Annotated in this window: 12 protein-coding genes; 10 read left to right on the top strand and 2 right to left on the bottom strand. The window is 37.5% G+C overall.

The window, feature by feature from the left end; all coding sequences use genetic code 11:
* Window positions 1-22: 22 nt before the first annotated feature.
* Window positions 23-1,477 carry an alpha-L-fucosidase gene (locus tag BUF13_RS18315; protein ID WP_073573275.1) on the bottom strand — a complete coding sequence of 485 codons (1,455 nt, stop codon included), beginning with the start codon at window positions 1,475-1,477 and terminating at the stop codon, window positions 23-25.
* A 634-nt stretch (window positions 1,478-2,111) separates the two neighbouring features.
* On the opposite strand from BUF13_RS18315, the gene BUF13_RS18310 reads away from it, so the two are divergent.
* The 10 genes from BUF13_RS18310 to BUF13_RS18265 all read left to right on the top strand — a co-directional run bounded on the left by BUF13_RS18310 (window position 2,112) and on the right by BUF13_RS18265 (window position 13,929).
* Window positions 2,112-4,712, top strand: coding sequence for a glycosyltransferase (locus BUF13_RS18310; RefSeq protein WP_073573274.1), 2,601 nt, complete (start codon window positions 2,112-2,114; stop codon window positions 4,710-4,712).
* A 1-nt stretch (window position 4,713) separates the two neighbouring features.
* Window positions 4,714-6,510 carry an ABC transporter ATP-binding protein gene (locus BUF13_RS18305; RefSeq protein WP_073573273.1) on the top strand — a complete coding sequence of 599 codons (1,797 nt, stop codon included), beginning with the start codon at window positions 4,714-4,716 and terminating at the stop codon, window positions 6,508-6,510.
* 2 nt (window positions 6,511-6,512) lie between these two features.
* A complete protein-coding gene (locus BUF13_RS18300; protein ID WP_073573272.1) occupies window positions 6,513-7,481 on the top strand; it encodes a GNAT family protein in 969 nt (322 codons plus the stop codon).
* Between the two features lie 3 nt (window positions 7,482-7,484).
* Window positions 7,485-8,420: a GNAT family N-acetyltransferase gene (locus BUF13_RS18295; RefSeq protein ID WP_073573271.1), complete on the top strand. Its 936-nt coding sequence runs from the start codon at window positions 7,485-7,487 to the stop codon at window positions 8,418-8,420.
* Window positions 8,413-9,594, top strand: a complete 1,182-nt coding sequence (locus BUF13_RS18290) for a glycosyltransferase (protein ID WP_073573270.1) — start codon at window positions 8,413-8,415, stop codon at window positions 9,592-9,594. The genes BUF13_RS18295 and BUF13_RS18290 overlap by 8 nt, the downstream gene beginning before the upstream one ends.
* 12 nt (window positions 9,595-9,606) lie before the next feature.
* Window positions 9,607-10,200: an acyltransferase gene (locus tag BUF13_RS18285; protein ID WP_073573269.1), complete on the top strand. Its 594-nt coding sequence runs from the start codon at window positions 9,607-9,609 to the stop codon at window positions 10,198-10,200.
* Window positions 10,197-10,841 carry an acyltransferase gene (locus tag BUF13_RS18280; RefSeq protein WP_073573268.1) on the top strand — a complete coding sequence of 215 codons (645 nt, stop codon included), beginning with the start codon at window positions 10,197-10,199 and terminating at the stop codon, window positions 10,839-10,841. Before BUF13_RS18285 ends, BUF13_RS18280 begins: the two co-directional genes overlap by 4 nt.
* Window positions 10,838-11,980 (top strand): hypothetical protein, encoded by a 1,143-nt coding sequence (locus BUF13_RS18275; RefSeq protein ID WP_083586518.1) that lies wholly within the window; start codon window positions 10,838-10,840, stop codon window positions 11,978-11,980. Before BUF13_RS18280 ends, BUF13_RS18275 begins: the two co-directional genes overlap by 4 nt.
* Window positions 11,981-12,142: 162 nt before the next feature.
* Window positions 12,143-13,381, top strand: a complete 1,239-nt coding sequence (locus BUF13_RS18270) for a metallophosphoesterase (protein ID WP_073573267.1) — start codon at window positions 12,143-12,145, stop codon at window positions 13,379-13,381.
* Between the two features lie 89 nt (window positions 13,382-13,470).
* Window positions 13,471-13,929, top strand: coding sequence for a hypothetical protein (locus BUF13_RS18265; protein WP_073573266.1), 459 nt, complete (start codon window positions 13,471-13,473; stop codon window positions 13,927-13,929).
* Between the two features lie 180 nt (window positions 13,930-14,109).
* Here BUF13_RS18265 and ettA read toward each other — a convergent pair whose 3' ends face one another.
* Entirely contained in the window at window positions 14,110-15,789 is a 1,680-nt protein-coding gene (gene ettA, locus BUF13_RS18260) for an energy-dependent translational throttle protein EttA (protein WP_073573265.1), read from the bottom strand.
* Between the last annotated feature and the right edge of the window lie 109 nt (window positions 15,790-15,898).

Below are 15,898 nucleotides of genomic sequence, written 5' to 3'. Positions count from 1 at the left end.
TTATTTTTCCATCCGGCTTAAATCAAGTCTTTGCTTTTTGAAAACCCCCATTTTTATCCTCGTCAGTTGAAGAAGACTCTACTACAATCACGTATGGTGAAGTCCATTTTTGATCCATGATAACCGGAATAAAATATTCGTTTTTTTGAATCAATTCTGGGGTAAGAATCATTCCCGGATTTTCCAATGGATAAACTTTGTCCAAAATAACTTTATCTGCAGTCTTCACTCTCAATTTCCCATCTAGTGGCTGATTGAATACCACCATATAGATTTTTCCATCCTCACGGCTTTGGGTGTAATATCCCCAATCCTGCTTTTGCCAATTGAGATACCCGCAGGAATAAATTGCTTTCTGATTTACCTTCATCCAATCACCGATTTCCTTAGCCAATTTGGCTTCCTCAGAGCGAATATTCCCCTGTCCATCCGGACCAAAATTCAACACGAAATTCCCATCCAAGGAAACTGACTTGACCAACATTTCGATCAATTCATAACTGCTTTTCACATGTCCTCTCCAGTCCGAATGATAGCCCCATTGGTTTTCTGGAACTGTCATGACAGCATCCCAATCATTGCCTTTCGTATCCTCATAAGTATTGGGAAGCTTTCTCTCCCAGCCTTGCTCATAGTCCCCCATCAAATCTCCATTGCTATCAAAATGTCGATTCCCATAATCATCAGGGCGGAAGCGACTACCGATAATCAAACCCGGAATCATGGCTCTCATCTCTTTTTCTAACTCATCAGCAAAAACCGCCTGCTCTTTCCATGCCTCATCCCAAGTCCCGTCAAACCACAGCCCTTTGGCGCTTGGATAGAGCTCCAATAATTCAATCAATTGATTTCGTGTAAAAGCCTTAAAATCCTCATAGGCGGTTCTATCTTCTTCTGTCTCTAGAGATACTCGATAACCGGGCTGGCTCCAATCCATCACAGAAAAATAGAGATACACGTCAATTCCTTCGGCGTCATATGCCTCCACCAAAGGGCCAATGATATCATTTCCATACGGAGAATTAGTCACATCATAATCCGTGTATTTACTTGGCCACAGACTAAAACCATCATGGTGCTTAGTGGTAATGATCATGTATTTGGCACCCATTTCTTTGGCTTGCTTTGCCCAAGCTTTGGGTTCATAGTTTTTGGGATCAAAGGATTTGTATAGTTGATCATAGGCATCCTTTGGCATTTTGTCCCAAGATCGAATCCACTCAGCCGCGCCCGAATAGTATTCTCCATCCCAATGCCCTCCTGTCAGAGCATAAACTCCCCAATGGATAAACTGCCCCAATCCATAGTTTCTCCATGTCTCCATCATCTGATCTGTTCGTTTCCCTATTCGATGAGCCCCGTACTCCAATGTAAGGGAAGTTCTAGGAGTATTTTTGGGAGTTTGGGCAAAAAGCGAAAAGGAAAATGCTGCAAATGAAACTGTCAGAAAAACAGTTTTAGATAAGTACTTAATCATAATCTAGGGTTTAATAATCACCGCAAGAAAAATAGCCATTTGTAAAAAAACATATTTGAAATGTAAAACTTCAGGAAAAGAAACGGATTCGATTTCGGGAAAATCAAAAGGATCTAAAAAACTTTAAACCATTTAGAATCTCTAAAAGGTTCAAAAGCTTCTTTCTTCACCAAAATGCATCTCAACCAATCACAACACCAAATAATTTGTACTATTCTCACTATATATTGTATTTGAGACTAAAAGCACTTATTTTAAAAATTGAAATAAAAACCATGTTTCATTTAATTTTTTTCTTTATTTTCCTAAAAAAATTACATTTTCAATAATTACGCATTACCCTTTAAAAAAAGTCAAAAAACCCCCTAATCTTAAAAATCAATACCTCCATGTTTTAAAGAAGAATAAAATTGATTATCAAAAGAATAATTTTTATAAATTAAATTAATTGAATAAAATTTTAACCTTTACAAAGTTAAAAATTAATTATTCAATACAACCTTAAACTATTGGAAGAGTCTTTCGATAGCGGCTGTTTTAAGATTTATAAAATTTCATTTGAATTGAAATCGAATAGGGACTTTTTGTATCGACTGAAAAAAATTTCATAGAACAGTACCTTAACTTTAAGTTTATGATTGAAGTCAAAGAGCTAATTGACAGACCATCAATCGATGGAAAATTTTTCAACTTGAAAGAAAGTAGAATTTACATCAAGGGTGTTACTTATGGCACTTTTGAACCAAATGAGTCAGGAGACCTTTTCCCACCTCTTGAAATTGTTGAAAAAGATTTTTTGCTAATGTCTAAAAATGGCATCAACACAGTAAGAACTTATACCGTTCCTCCACTTAAAATTCTTGACATTGCCTTAAAACACAATCTAAAAATGATGATTGGAATGCCTTGGGAACAGCATTTAACATTTTTAGACACAAAAGAACAAGAGAACGATATTGTCAATAGAGTAAGACAAAACATCATAGACTGCAATCACCATCCAGCCATTTTTGCCTACGCAATTGGAAATGAAATCCCTTCAAACATAGTTAGGTGGTATGGAGACAAGAGGATTTCGGCTTTTCTAAAAAAGCTCTACAAAACAGTAAAAAAGACGGATCCAAATTCACTAGTAACCTATGTAAATTATCCAACTACAGAATATCTTGACCTTTCTTTTTTAGATTTTTATTGCTTCAATGTCTTCCTTGAAAATGAAGAAAAGCTTACTAGGTATTTAGCGAAGCTACATAATTTGGCAGAAGACAAGCCTCTTCTACTTTCTGAAATTGGTCTTGATAGCATGAGAAATGGCTTGGAAAGACAGGCTGTAACTCTTGACTGGCAAATCCGGAAAATATTTGAAAAGGGATGTGCTGGCTGCTTTGTTTTTTCCTGGACTGACGATTGGTGGAGAGGAGGACTCCCTATAGATGATTGGGACTTCGGATTAGTCGACAGGGAAAGAATACCCAAGCCTGCTCTTGAATCTGTAAAAACCGCATTTGAAGAAATGCCATATAAGGGTAGTGCAGATTTCCCTCTCATTTCAATTGTGGTTTGTTCATATAATGGCTCCAGAACGATCCGAGATACACTAGAAGGATTAAAAAAGTTAGAATATCCAAACTATGAGGTAATTGTAGTAAATGATGGATCTAAAGACAATACCGCAGAGATAGCCTCTGAATTCGATGTTCATTTAATTAGTACCGAAAACCGTGGATTGAGCAATGCAAGAAACACCGGAATGTATGCTTCTAATGGGGAAATCATAGCTTATATTGATGACGATGCCTATCCTGACCCAAAATGGCTTACATATTTGGCTTCCACTTACCTAGATAGCAATTTTGCTGGGGTTGGAGGTCATAATTTACCACCAAAAAAAGCTGAGTTAACCTCTCAATGCGTTGCTAATTCTCCAGGCGGACCCTGTCATGTTCTTTTGGATGATGAAGTTGCGGAACATATCCCTGGTTGCAACATGTCCTTTAAAAAGTCTGTATTAATGGAAATTGGAGGATTTGATGAAGTTTTTAGAGCTGCAGGTGATGACGTAGATATTTGCTGGAGAATCCAAGAAAAAGGATATGAGATAGGCTTCCATCATTCGGCTTTTGTTTGGCATCATAGACGTAGCTCATTGAGAATGTATTGGAAGCAGCAGGAAGGCTATGGAAAAGCAGAAGCCTTGCTAGAGAAAAAATGGCCGGAGAAATATAATAGCTTGGGCCATTTAAGTTGGAGAGGACATATTTATGGCAGCGGATTGACAAAGTCTTTTTACCCTAGAAAAAGGAAAATATTTTACGGGAGTCAAGGCTCCGCTTTATTTCAATCAGTTTACAATGATTCTTATAACTCCTGGAATAGTATCTCTTTAATGCCCGAATACTTTTTTATTATCGGTTTTTTTGGGATCGTCTCAATTTTTGGGTTTGAACTTCCATTATTTGGAATTGCATTCCCTGTCTTCCTTTTTATGCTCGGAATAGTCTTTTTCCAATCCGCATTATCTGCGGCAAAAGCAATAAGGAAAAACAAATCCATCCCAAGCAATCAAAAGTTAAAAGGATTCGCCATCACCACTTATATGCATTTCATTCAGCCTTTGGCTAGATTGAAAGGCAGAATTAAATATGGTCTAAATCCATCAAGAGGTAGTCTGGCCAATCTAAAATATCTTAATAGCTTTTCAATTTTCCCGCAGATGGTTTCTGTATGGTCCGAAAAATGGCAAGAGCTTTCTGAAATGCAATTCAATCTAAAAAAGGAGTTGTTGAAAAAGAAATTAAAAGTAAAAAATGGTGGAGACTATGACAGATGGGATTTGGAATATAAAATAGGACCTTTCATTTCAGCTAGAGCCTTGTTTACAGTCGAAGAACATGGAATGGGAAAACAGTTTTTCAAAATCAAACAGCGACTATCACTCTCTATTCTCCCTGAGCTACTTTTGGTTGGACTAGCAATAGTTTCGTTTTTAGCATTCAAAAATCAGGCTTACATCAGTTTTAGTTTTTTTGGTACAATGTCAATCTTACTATTGTTGAAAATCTTAGCTGATTCATGTTATCTTTTAAGAACTTTCAGAATGTCCGTTGAATCAATTGACTCTAAATTAAGCGACGAACTAGATAACAATAAAGTTTTGAGTAATGAAGTACTTAACATTGAAAGTCCTCGCTTACAAAAACTTATGCTTGAATCTAGAGATGGAAATATGATTTAAAATGAAGAATATTAATATTTTAAAGAGACTATTGACTTCTCTTCTCCCTTATAAGTGGAGGCTAACTTTATTAATATTCATTTCAATTTTCGGAGTGGTTTTCACTGTGGCTAAACCACTTCCGGTAAAAATAATTATTGACAATGTTCTTTTAAAGCAAGAGTTCCCACAATTTATAAGCGACTTTTTCCATATTAATAACAGTGGGCAATCTGAAAATGACTTACTCATTTTTAGTTTAGCCCTCATGGTAATTATAGTTTTAGGCGAAATATTCTTAGGCTATATCTCATTCCTATTAGTTACAAAAATCGGTATAGGCTTAGTATACGACCTCTCACTTGAGCTATACAAAAAGTTCCAGTCTCTTTCCATGAGGTTTTATTCAAAAAATAAAGCAGGCGACCTATTACAAAGGTTTAATGGCGACATTTTCGTCATGTACCTGCTAGTTGGACAAATTGTACTCCCGCTCATTTCCTCTGTCTTAGTTTTAGCAGGGATGTTTTTTGTGATGATGCTAATTGACACCACATTAGCCATTATTACTATATCGGTGATTCCTTTGCTTGTTTTGGCCCTTTTTGTTGTAAACAAACCTATGAACGATTCCACATTAGAACAATATTCGAAGCAAGGAGAACTCTCAGGTTTTGTTCAGCAAGCCCTTGTCTCAATGAGAGTTATTCAAACTTTTGTAAGAGAAAAATTCATGCTAGGTAAACTGGACTTTCTAGCATTGGGATTTAAGAAAGCCTATTTTAAAGCAGTCACTATAGGGGAGACGTACAACCAAACTGTTAAATTGATAACAGGCTTGGCTTCGGTCGTATTGGTAGGGCTAGGAGCTTATAAAGGACTCGAGGGTGACTTATCTCCTGGAGATTTGTATGTTTTTCTAGGTTATATTACCGCCATATATGGACCAGTCACTTCACTCTCCACAGCCGCCGGAGCATCCGTTTCGCTAGCTGCCAGAGCAAGTAGAATTTATGATATACTTGACTCTAAAGAGGAGGTCTTTGAAAAAGACAACTCTATCGATTTGAATGAAAAATCCTGCTTGATCGAATTTTCTGATATACAATTTGGATATAACCGCTTCCAAGAAGATGAACATTGTGTTTTAAAACAGATTAATTTCAAGGCAAAACCTGGCAAAGTAACAGCCATAATCGGAACAACTGGAGCTGGCAAAACCTCTCTAATATCTTTATTAGGAAGGTTCTATGAACCATGGGAAGGACAGATTAAAATCAACGGTACTCCCATTAGTAATTTTAGCTTGGTGTCCTTGCGAAGCAATATTTCTATGGTTTTACAGGACCCAATCCTATTTCCTGTGAGTATCGCTGAAAACATAAGGTTTGGGAATCCAAATGCTACCAGAGAACAAATCGAAATGGCAGCAACCTTAAGTGAAGCTCATGACTTTATTACAAAATTGCCAAAAGGCTATGACACAATTGTTAGCGAAGCAGGATTATCGCTTTCAGGCGGTGAAAAACAAAGACTCTCTCTTGCTAGAACTTTTGTAATGGACACACCAATCATAGTTTTAGATGAACCTACCTCTTCTGTTGATGCAATTACGGAAGGAAGGATTTTCAGGAGACTTAAAGACTATTGCAAGGACAAAACTGTTATCGTCATTTCCCATAGACTTTCAACTATAAAAAATGCAGATCAAATTCTGGTTTTGAAAAATGGGTCGATTTCAGAACTAGGCTCTCACGAACAATTGATCCAACAAAAAGGACTCTATTTCAACCTTTACACCCAACAAACTATCAACTAGAAATGGGCGAAAAACAATTTATTTTTAGAGAATATGAAGACTCTGATTTAAATGGAGTTCTAGATTTATGGGAGCACTCTTCCGGATGGGGAAGACCAAGTGAAAATGAGTTTAAAAAATGGCTCTCTACTCCTTTTGGTGAGGTAATCATTTATTTGGCCCTAGATAATTCTGAAAGAATTATAGCGCAAATATTCTACACACCTACTTATATTTATTTAAAGGGGAAAGAAAAGCTTGCAGCAAAAGTATCTGCCCCTATAATACAGAATGATTACAGATCTTCAGTATATCCAGAAAGTCTATCCTTGATGGTAGAACTATTTTTGAATGGTGCGAAATATGCGAAAAAGAAAGGCTTTGAATGGCTTTATGTATTCCCTGCCTACGGTTGGGTTAAACCTTTAAAATCCTTGCATAGGATAGATTTGTTTCCTTGGGAGCTTCAAATATTCTCCTGCCTTAAAATTTTAGATAAAGAAGTTGATCTGGGGAATTATTATTTGAATGAGGTAAATGAATTTTCTGAAGATTTTAATTCTGTTTGGAAAGGCTTCAAATCAAACTACCCCAACCTTTCCTATGTGAATAGATCGATAGAATGGTTGAAATATAAATGGGGCGATGAACTTAAAATCGGAATTTATGACATCAAGAAAAATCTGGCAGGATACTTTATAATTAAAAAAAGTTCAGGTTTAATTCTGGATTTTTTGATGACGGATTTTTCAGAAGCTCCTACACTTTTGATAAAATTGAAAAAGTTTCATCTAAAATGGATGATAGAAAATAGCTCCTATAGTGGGCAGGACTTAAAAATTATCGCCAATGATTTTTTGACTCCAATTTTAGAGAAGGTGAAAACTGAAAAAATCTCTTACAATTTTGCATTTGGCATCTCCTCCACTACTTCGACTGAGGCGATTGAATCGATCAAAGGGCAATCATGGTTTATTTTTCCAAACGATTAGTTTATGGCTATAAGAGAATGTACCCCTAGTGATTTCCCTAAGCTTGTCGAATTCTGGAACTCTAATGCAGGTTGGGATGAAATAGATTTAGATACTTGGAAAAATAGATTCATTTCATCTCCAGATGGGAACTCCTTTGTAGTAATAGCTGAAAAAGAAGGAGAAATTCAAGCACAATTAATATTCATATCATTAAGAGTCTCTTATCGAAAGGAATATTTTTCAGGATGTCGACCATTTGCTGCTGTAATTGGTAAAAAGAACCGTGGACTATTAGCCTATAAGTTCATTCTCCAACTTTTCAATTTTGGAATTCAACTTATGAGGAAGAAAAGCTTTGATTTTCTTATCATGATTCCAGACCCAAGATGGAAAAGCTTAGCTCATCTTGTTGACACACAAGTGTTTAAATTCCCCTTATATAAACTTGAAGTCTCAGATGATTCCAATTTTAATGAAACTGGAAATCAAATACGATTTATTGATTTTGACCATCGTCAAATAGACACACTTTGGGAAGAAATTTCAGGCCAAGAAATTTTTATGATTAATCGAAGTAAGGAGTTCTTAAAGTGGAAAAATAGCCATAGGGATTACAAAATAATAGGTGTTTTCCAAGGTGATCTCCTGATTGGTTTGTGCACCTTCCTGGAAAAGGAACGAGAAAGTCAAATTCTTATTTGTGATTTGATGTATCGTCATGAATTTACAGAACAAGTAATACAAGGCATTACTGATTTCATAGGGAATATGTATAAGAATGATTCCCGATTTAAGAAGATAGTTTGTTTAATGACTGAATCAATGAAGTCTGCATTCAGCAATTCAGGCTATGCATATGGCGACTATGATTTTTATTTTTGGGTTAAAATTTTGAACCCAAAAATAAAAAAAGAATCAATCGAGATTTCCAACTGGTATTTATCCGCCAATGACTAAGTATAAAGGAACCGTAATTATTGGAGGCTTTATTGGGTTACTACCTGCGGGAGGTGTTGTCTGGGATTATATCCAATATGTCCTGGGGTTTCAATCAATGGGATATAATGTTTTTTACATTGAAGACACCAAAGTATACCCCGTCTTCGGAGATACATGGGATGACAGTAGCACAACTATCCAAAGACTTCACGAAATCATGAAATCTTTCGGTCTAGAAAATCGATACATCTATTTAGATGAATTAACCCAACAAATCTTTGGTAAATCAAGAAAGGAGTATCTGGAGATTTGCAAATCAGCAGATATATTCATCAATATTTCCTGTGCAAATGTCATGAGGGAAGAATACTTACGAATTCCTATTCGGATTCTGCTGGATACAGACCCTATGTTTACTCAGATTCAAATAAACTCAGATCAAACCTTTTCTCCAGAAGAAGGGAAATTGGCTGAATTAGCAAAATGGCACACGCACCATTTCACATTTGGAGAAAACATTTTTCATGACGATTGCTTAATCCCCAAAGGAGATTATTCTTGGAAAATCACAAGACAGCCTATTTGCCTAGATTATTGGAATAATAAAAAAGCTCCAGCCCCTAAGCTTGTCTTCACAACTCTCATGAATTGGAAAGCCGGAAAAAAATTCCAATACGGAAATCAGTCTTGGGGTCAAAAAGACCTCACTTTTCCTATCATTCAAAATTTACCAGAATTGGAATCTGGCATTTCTTTTAAAATAGCTATAGGGCAAACCATAAATGATGAAAATGAAGATAGTTTTGAAAAGCTATTGAAATATGGATGGGAAATAGTTTCTACTCTGGAGGCTTCCGGTGACCACAAGAAGTATCAAAATTTTATTTATTCTTCAAGTGCTGAAATCTCAGTAGCTAAAGAAACATATGTAAAAGCAAAAACAGGATGGTTTTCATGCCGATCAGCATGTTATTTAGCCGCTGGACGACCTGTTGTAGCTCAAGACACTGGTTGGTCTAAGAACTATCCAACAGGTCTTGGCCTGTTTTCTTTTTCAGACAAAAACGAAGCTTTGGAGGCTATAAGAAAAATCTCTGGAGATTGGGATAATCACTCCAAGAATGCAAGAGAAATAGCTAGCTCTTACTTTGATCATAAAAAAGTTTTAGGGAATTTGATTGACTCACTCTAATCTTCTGAATACATGACCAACCCAGATTCTAAGTTTCATACTATTATTCCAGGAGCTGTTTTTTCTGGAGATTGGTTTCAAGGAAGTGTGCCACAAAACATCAAAGTAGGCAAAAATACGAGAATAGATTCGAGCCACAGCTTTCAACACTACCACTCTCAATTAAAACTTGGGCTTATTATTGGGGATAATGTTACATTTTGGAGGACCTCTTTGGCTGCTGGAGAAAATGGCATTATCGAAATTGGGGATTACTGCTATTTGGCTAATGCATCCCTAGTCTGTTCGGGTAGAATAAAAATAGGCTCAAGAGTATTTATTGCCGGTGGTGTCACTATTGCGGATTCAGACTTCCATCCTTTGGATCCATTAGAAAGAATGAAAGACATAATCGCTATTTCGCCTTTAGGGGACAGGAGTTCCAGACCTGCATTTAAAGTGGAGCAAGTAATTATAGAAGATGATGTTTGGATTGGACTAAATGCTACAATCCTCAAAGGTGTTAGGATCGGAAAAGGTGCTTATATCTACCCAGGATCAATGGTATTAGAGGATGTCCTTCCAGGGCAAAAAGTCATGGGAAATCCAGCAAAACCAATCTCATGAGACGAAATATCATCAAAGGAATCGAGAAATCGACTGAAGGGAAATTTATTATTCCCAACGACTGGTATGATGGAGAAATCCCTTCCAATGTAATCATCGATGATGCTGTATTCATCGACACTGCCTTTTGCTTTGAAATGTTCAACAGTAAAATTCCTCAAGCCTTGAAAGTTGGCAAAGGAACTGGGCTCTATGATTCAGCACAAATTGTAACTTCCGAAAATGGGGAAATTGAAATTGGAGAATTTTGCGTTCTTAATGGATCAAACATTATATGTACAGAAAAAATATCTCTGGGCAATTATGTTATGGCTTCTTGGGGCTCTGTTATTACTGACAACTTTCTCGGTGAAGACCTAACAATTGAGCAGAGGGCCTTTTTATTGGAAAATGGTTCTTCATCAGATCTGCATCAAATGCCTTTTTCAAAATCTTCACCCGTGACTATAGAAGACAATGTTTGGATTGGATTTGATTCGATAATCTTACCAGGCACCCACATAGGACGTGGATCTATTATTGGTAGCAAATCCATTGTTTCAGGGAACATTCCAGAATATTCAGTGGTAGTGGGAAACCCTGCTAAAATCATCAAAACGCTCCCCCCTACCGACCTAAATCCACATTCCATAAAAAAATGAAAATAATCCTTCTGGGATATATTGTAAGGGGGCCAGTTGGTGGTTTGGTTTGGCACCATTTCCAATATGCCTTAGGCCTAAAACTTTTAGGGAATGATGTTCTCTTTTTAGAACAAAGCGGGAATTATCCTTCCTGCTACAATCCAGTTAGCCATGAATTTTCAACAGACCCCTCATTTGGCCTAGAATTCATTAATTCTATTTTTTCTAAACACGGATTAAAACATCAATGGGCCTATTTTGATGAGCATTCAAATCAATGGCATGGGAAAACAAAACAAGAAGTCATTACTTTCTCAAAAGATGCAGACATCCTTTTAAACCTTTCCGGGATTAATCAATTGGATGATATTTTTCTAAATATCCCAATCAAAGCTTTTATAGACACCGACCCATTATTTACGCAAATTCGTCTCCTGAAAAACCCCGCGATGAATCAAAATGCAAAGGAGCATAATGCTTTTTTTTCATTTGGAGAAAACATCGGAAACGAAGACTGTATCATCCCATCTCACCAATACAATTGGGCTCCTACTCGCCAACCAGTAATCCCAGGTCTTTGGATTCAAAGCAAAGAAATCACTTCAAAGGCAAACTGGACAACCGTGATGCAATGGGAGAGCTATGAAAACGTGGAATGGAATGGAAAGGTATTCGGAATGAAATCTGACTCTTTCCAAGGTTTTCTAAACACTCCAAAAATTTTCAAGGAACAATTTGAATTGGCTTTAGGAGGAAGTACAGCACCTACTGAGAAACTTAAGACTTACGGTTGGAATATAATAAACCCCACTGAAGTTACATTAACCCCAGAGTCCTATCAAATGTACATTTCCCAATCTAAAGGGGAATGGAGCGTAGCCAAAGAGGGTTATGTTTCAAGCAATAGCGGTTGGTTCAGTGAAAGAAGCGCCGCTTATCTAATGAGTGGTAAACCTGTTGTTGTTCAAGAAACCGGATTTTCAAAATTTATTAAATCCGGGAAAGGTTTATTCTCATTTAAAAGTCCTTTGGAGCTGGAATCTATTTTTAATGAAATCAACCTTGACTATAATTCCCAAAGTAAACATGCTAGAGAAATAGCTATGGAATATTTTCATTTCGAAAAAGTCTTAAAACATTTACTTGAAAAAATATAACCTTTCGTAACTGTTCCCCTTAACCAAAGGGAAAATTATCAAGGAGCTAAACTTAGATTGAGACAAGGCGTTAAAAATTAATCTCAATGTATATTTCAAATTTGGATCCTCTCAATAAATCCAAAAATAAACGCCCTTTTAGATCAATTAAAACAGAACATAGTGATTCGTACTCTCATATTTATTGTATTCCTAGCCTTAATCGACTGGTATTCTTACCAGGCATTTAAAACCCTTTTCCCAGAGCAAACCCTAGTAAAAATTGCCTTTTGGGCATTTTCCATATTTGTTTATCTCTATGTAGCTTATGGCTTTATGACCTACGATCGAGGTCAAGTCAGCCTTCATTTTGGAAGGATGGTTTCATTGATGGTTTTATCGCTGGTTCCCAAGCTGATTGTACTTGTATTTATGTTTGGTGAAGATATCACTCGATTTTTCGCAGGAGCCTACCAATCTGTAAGTGGAAGCCGAGAAGGTGATTTCCTTCCTGACCGTAGAAAGTTCGTCAGTCAAACAGCTTTGATTCTTTCAGCTATTCCCTTTGTTGGAATTCTTCATGGAGTTTTGATTGGAAAATACCGCTACCGAGTAGTCAAACACACCTTGGAGTTCGATGATTTACCGGAAGAGTTTGACGGATTTACAATCACACAGATTTCAGACATCCACTCTGGAAGTTTTGATGACAAAAAGAAATTGGAATACGGTGTCGACCTGATCAACCAGCAGGAATCCGATGTGATACTTTTTACAGGAGACTTGGTAAACAATCATGCCGGAGAAATGGAGCCTTGGGTCGATACATTCAAAAAGCTAAAGGCTCCGATGGGCAAGTATTCTATTTTGGGCAACCACGATTACGGTGATTATATGTCTTGGCCGAATCAAGAGGCTAAAAAAGCCAATCTGAATCGCCTGGCTGATATTCAAAAAGAATTGGGATTTCAACTCCTTCGTAATGAAAACATCAAGCTTCAAAAACCTGCCCTGAGCGGAATCGAAGGGGAGGTGGCAAGTATAGACTTAATTGGGGTTGAGAACTGGGGAAAAGGTTTTGCTCAATATGGAGACTTGGGGAAAGCAACCGAAAACCTGAGTGACAAAGGCTTTAAAATCTTGATGAGTCATGACCCATCGCACTTTGATGAGGAGGTGAAAAAATTCGCTCAATTCATTCATTTGACTCTAAGTGGACATACCCATGGAATGCAGTTTGGAATCGAAATCCCCGGATTTATAAAATGGAGCCCCGCCTCCCTTCGCTATCCCAAATGGGCCGGATTATACGAGGAACTAGGTCGATATCTCCATGTCAATCGAGGTTTTGGATTTTTGGCTTTTCCGGGAAGAGTTGGTATTTGGCCAGAGATTACGGTACTGGAATTGAAGAAGAAGTAAACAGTACAAATCCACCTGCTCATAGGTAGATTTGTACTGAAAAACCGTATTTATGAATAAGTTGTGCCTCATGCTGAACAACCGACAAAATGACTAACCTTAATAAACATACGGAACTCGAAAAATATCGTGATTTGAATCTTTCGACTTTGGACTACCTATCCGAAACCATACAAATCGCGACAAACGATTTCAATTCTTCTCAACATTTTCAAAAGTTAAAAATCGAGGTAAATGAGAGCTTTACAAAAGGTCGTCTATCCAAATTAAAACAGTGGTTTCGAAACCTGACTGAAGTGCTTCGAGAGACAGAAGATTTGAAATTTAATGATTTCATAAAAGAACGAACGGGACACGAAGTCAACCTCCACGAAAGATTTGAAAAACGAATTTCTAAGATCCTCGGCCAAGGAAGGATTAAGTCTGAAAATGACTACCGGGATGTAGTGACCAAAGTAGATTACCTAAGCCAAAAGGAATCGGCAGATCAAACATTAATTGACCAATTAAATTTTCTGCTTATCAGCTTTGAAAAGAAGAAAAAATAAAAAAGGCACGAAGTAAGCGAGGCAACAGTGAAAAACTAAACAATAAAACTATTAACTAACTTTTGACATGGCTAACAGGAAAGTGCTTCTTAAGCCCGCCTACTCATAGTCAAACCGTTAAAACTTTTAAAAAAACCCTCCGATTCATTCTGATCCAGAGGGCTTTAGCTTTCTAAATTCTTACTTCAAATTTTTATATCTGATTCTAGAAGGTGCCTGATCACCCAGACGCTTCTTCTTATTCTCTTCGTAATCGGAGAAGTTTCCTTCAAACCAATACACTTGAGAATCTCCTTCAAATGCTAAAATATGGGTGCAGATTCTATCCAAGAACCAACGGTCGTGGGAGATAATCACTGCACAGCCACCAAAGTTTTCCAAGGCTTCTTCCAAAGCTCGAAGTGTATTTACATCCAAGTCGTTGGTAGGTTCATCCAAAAGCAACAGGTTTCCACCTTCCTTCAATGTCAAAGCCAAATGAACTCGGTTCCTTTCACCACCTGAAAGCACTCCTACTTTTTTCTCCTGATCAGATCCAGCAAAGTTGAACTTGGAAACATAAGCTCTAGAATTCACTTCCTTATTACCCAATTTCATCAATTCATTGCCTTCCGAAATTGTCTGGTAAACGGTCTTATTTGCATCCAAAGTATCATGCTCTTGATCTACATAGGCCAGCTTTACTGTCTCACCCACTTCGAAATTCCCAGAATCCGGTTTTTCCTGACCGGTGATCAATTTGAAGAGGGTAGTTTTACCGGCACCATTAGGGCCAATAATTCCCACAATACCACCTTGAGGAAGGGCAAAGCTTAAATTTTCGAACAATAATTTATCTCCATAAGCTTTGGAAACATTGTTGGCTTCGATCACCTTGGCACCCAATCTTGGTCCCGGTGGAATAAACAATTCCAACTTAGCTTCTTTCTCTTTGGATTCTTCTCCGATCAATTTGTCATAAGCGTTCAAACGTGCCTTTCCTTTGGATTGACGCGCTTTTGGAGACATTCTGATCCACTCTAATTCTCGCTCCAAGGTCTTTTGACGCTTGGACTCGGTTTTCTCCTCCTGCTTCAAACGTTGCTGCTTTTGGTCCAACCAAGAAGAGTAATTCCCTTTCCAAGGAATACCCTCTCCACGGTCTAATTCCAAAATCCAACCTGCTACATTATCCAAGAAATATCTATCGTGAGTTACTGCGATGACAGTTCCTTTATAATGTTGTAAGTGCTGCTCCAACCAATGTACAGATTCCGCATCCAAGTGGTTAGTAGGTTCATCCAGAAGCAGGACATCAGGTTCCTGAAGCAATAAGCGACAAAGTGCCACTCTCCTTTTCTCACCTCCGGAAAGATTCCCAACGATAGCATCACTTGGAGGGAGTCTCAAAGCATCCATGGCTTTGTCCAGCATCACGTCCAGCTCCCAAGCATTGGCGGCATCCAGTTTTTCCTGAACTTCCCCCTGACGCTCGATTAGCTTGTTCATGGCATCCATATCATCCATCAATGCAGGATCCATAAACTTTTCGTTGATTTCTTCGAATTCTTTCAGCAAATTAACCGTGTCAGCAACTGCTTCTTCGACGACCTCTTTGACAGTTTTATTTGGATCCAATTGAGGCTCTTGCTCTAGCATTCCTACGGTATATCCCGGAGAGAAGACTACTTCACCTAAGTAATCTTTGTCCATTCCGGCGATGATTCTCAGCAAAGAAGACTTACCGGAACCGTTAAGACCTAGGACACCGATTTTGGCTCCATAAAAAAATGAGAGGTAGATATCTTTAAGAACTTTTTTCTGTGGCGGGTAGACTTTGGAAACACCAGCCATGGAAAAGATGATTTTTTCTGCGCTCATGCGTTGAATTTTTCTTGAAAATTTGCGTTAAAGAGCAAAGATGCAAAAAAAGCCCTTTCTTAGGATAAGTGCTTTTGAATTAATTAATTTGCGGAAAATTGAAAACGAC

It is taken from the genome of Algoriphagus zhangzhouensis, assembly GCF_900148515.1.
Classification (GTDB): domain Bacteria; phylum Bacteroidota; class Bacteroidia; order Cytophagales; family Cyclobacteriaceae; genus Algoriphagus; species Algoriphagus zhangzhouensis.
The sequence above is the reverse complement of the archived record's forward strand: the minus strand, read 5'-3'. Positions and strand labels throughout refer to the sequence as shown.

Bases quoted from the DNA above. Each gene is read 5' to 3' on its own strand.
- BUF13_RS18305 (WP_073573273.1), top strand. From the start codon at position 4,714: ATGAAGAATATTAATATTTTAAAGAGACTATTGACTTCTCTTCTCCCT.
- BUF13_RS18315 (WP_073573275.1), bottom strand. From the start codon at position 1,477: ATGATTAAGTACTTATCTAAAACTGTTTTTCTGACAGTTTCATTTGCA.
- BUF13_RS18275 (WP_083586518.1), top strand. From the start codon at position 10,838: ATGAAAATAATCCTTCTGGGATATATTGTAAGGGGGCCAGTTGGTGGT.
- BUF13_RS18280 (WP_073573268.1), top strand. From the start codon at position 10,197: ATGAGACGAAATATCATCAAAGGAATCGAGAAATCGACTGAAGGGAAA.
- BUF13_RS18310 (WP_073573274.1), top strand. From the start codon at position 2,112: ATGATTGAAGTCAAAGAGCTAATTGACAGACCATCAATCGATGGAAAA.
- BUF13_RS18290 (WP_073573270.1), top strand. From the start codon at position 8,413: ATGACTAAGTATAAAGGAACCGTAATTATTGGAGGCTTTATTGGGTTA.
- BUF13_RS18265 (WP_073573266.1), top strand. From the start codon at position 13,471: ATGACTAACCTTAATAAACATACGGAACTCGAAAAATATCGTGATTTG.
- ettA (WP_073573265.1), bottom strand. From the start codon at position 15,789: ATGAGCGCAGAAAAAATCATCTTTTCCATGGCTGGTGTTTCCAAAGTC.
- BUF13_RS18285 (WP_073573269.1), top strand. From the start codon at position 9,607: ATGACCAACCCAGATTCTAAGTTTCATACTATTATTCCAGGAGCTGTT.
- BUF13_RS18295 (WP_073573271.1), top strand. From the start codon at position 7,485: ATGGCTATAAGAGAATGTACCCCTAGTGATTTCCCTAAGCTTGTCGAA.
- BUF13_RS18300 (WP_073573272.1), top strand. From the start codon at position 6,513: ATGGGCGAAAAACAATTTATTTTTAGAGAATATGAAGACTCTGATTTA.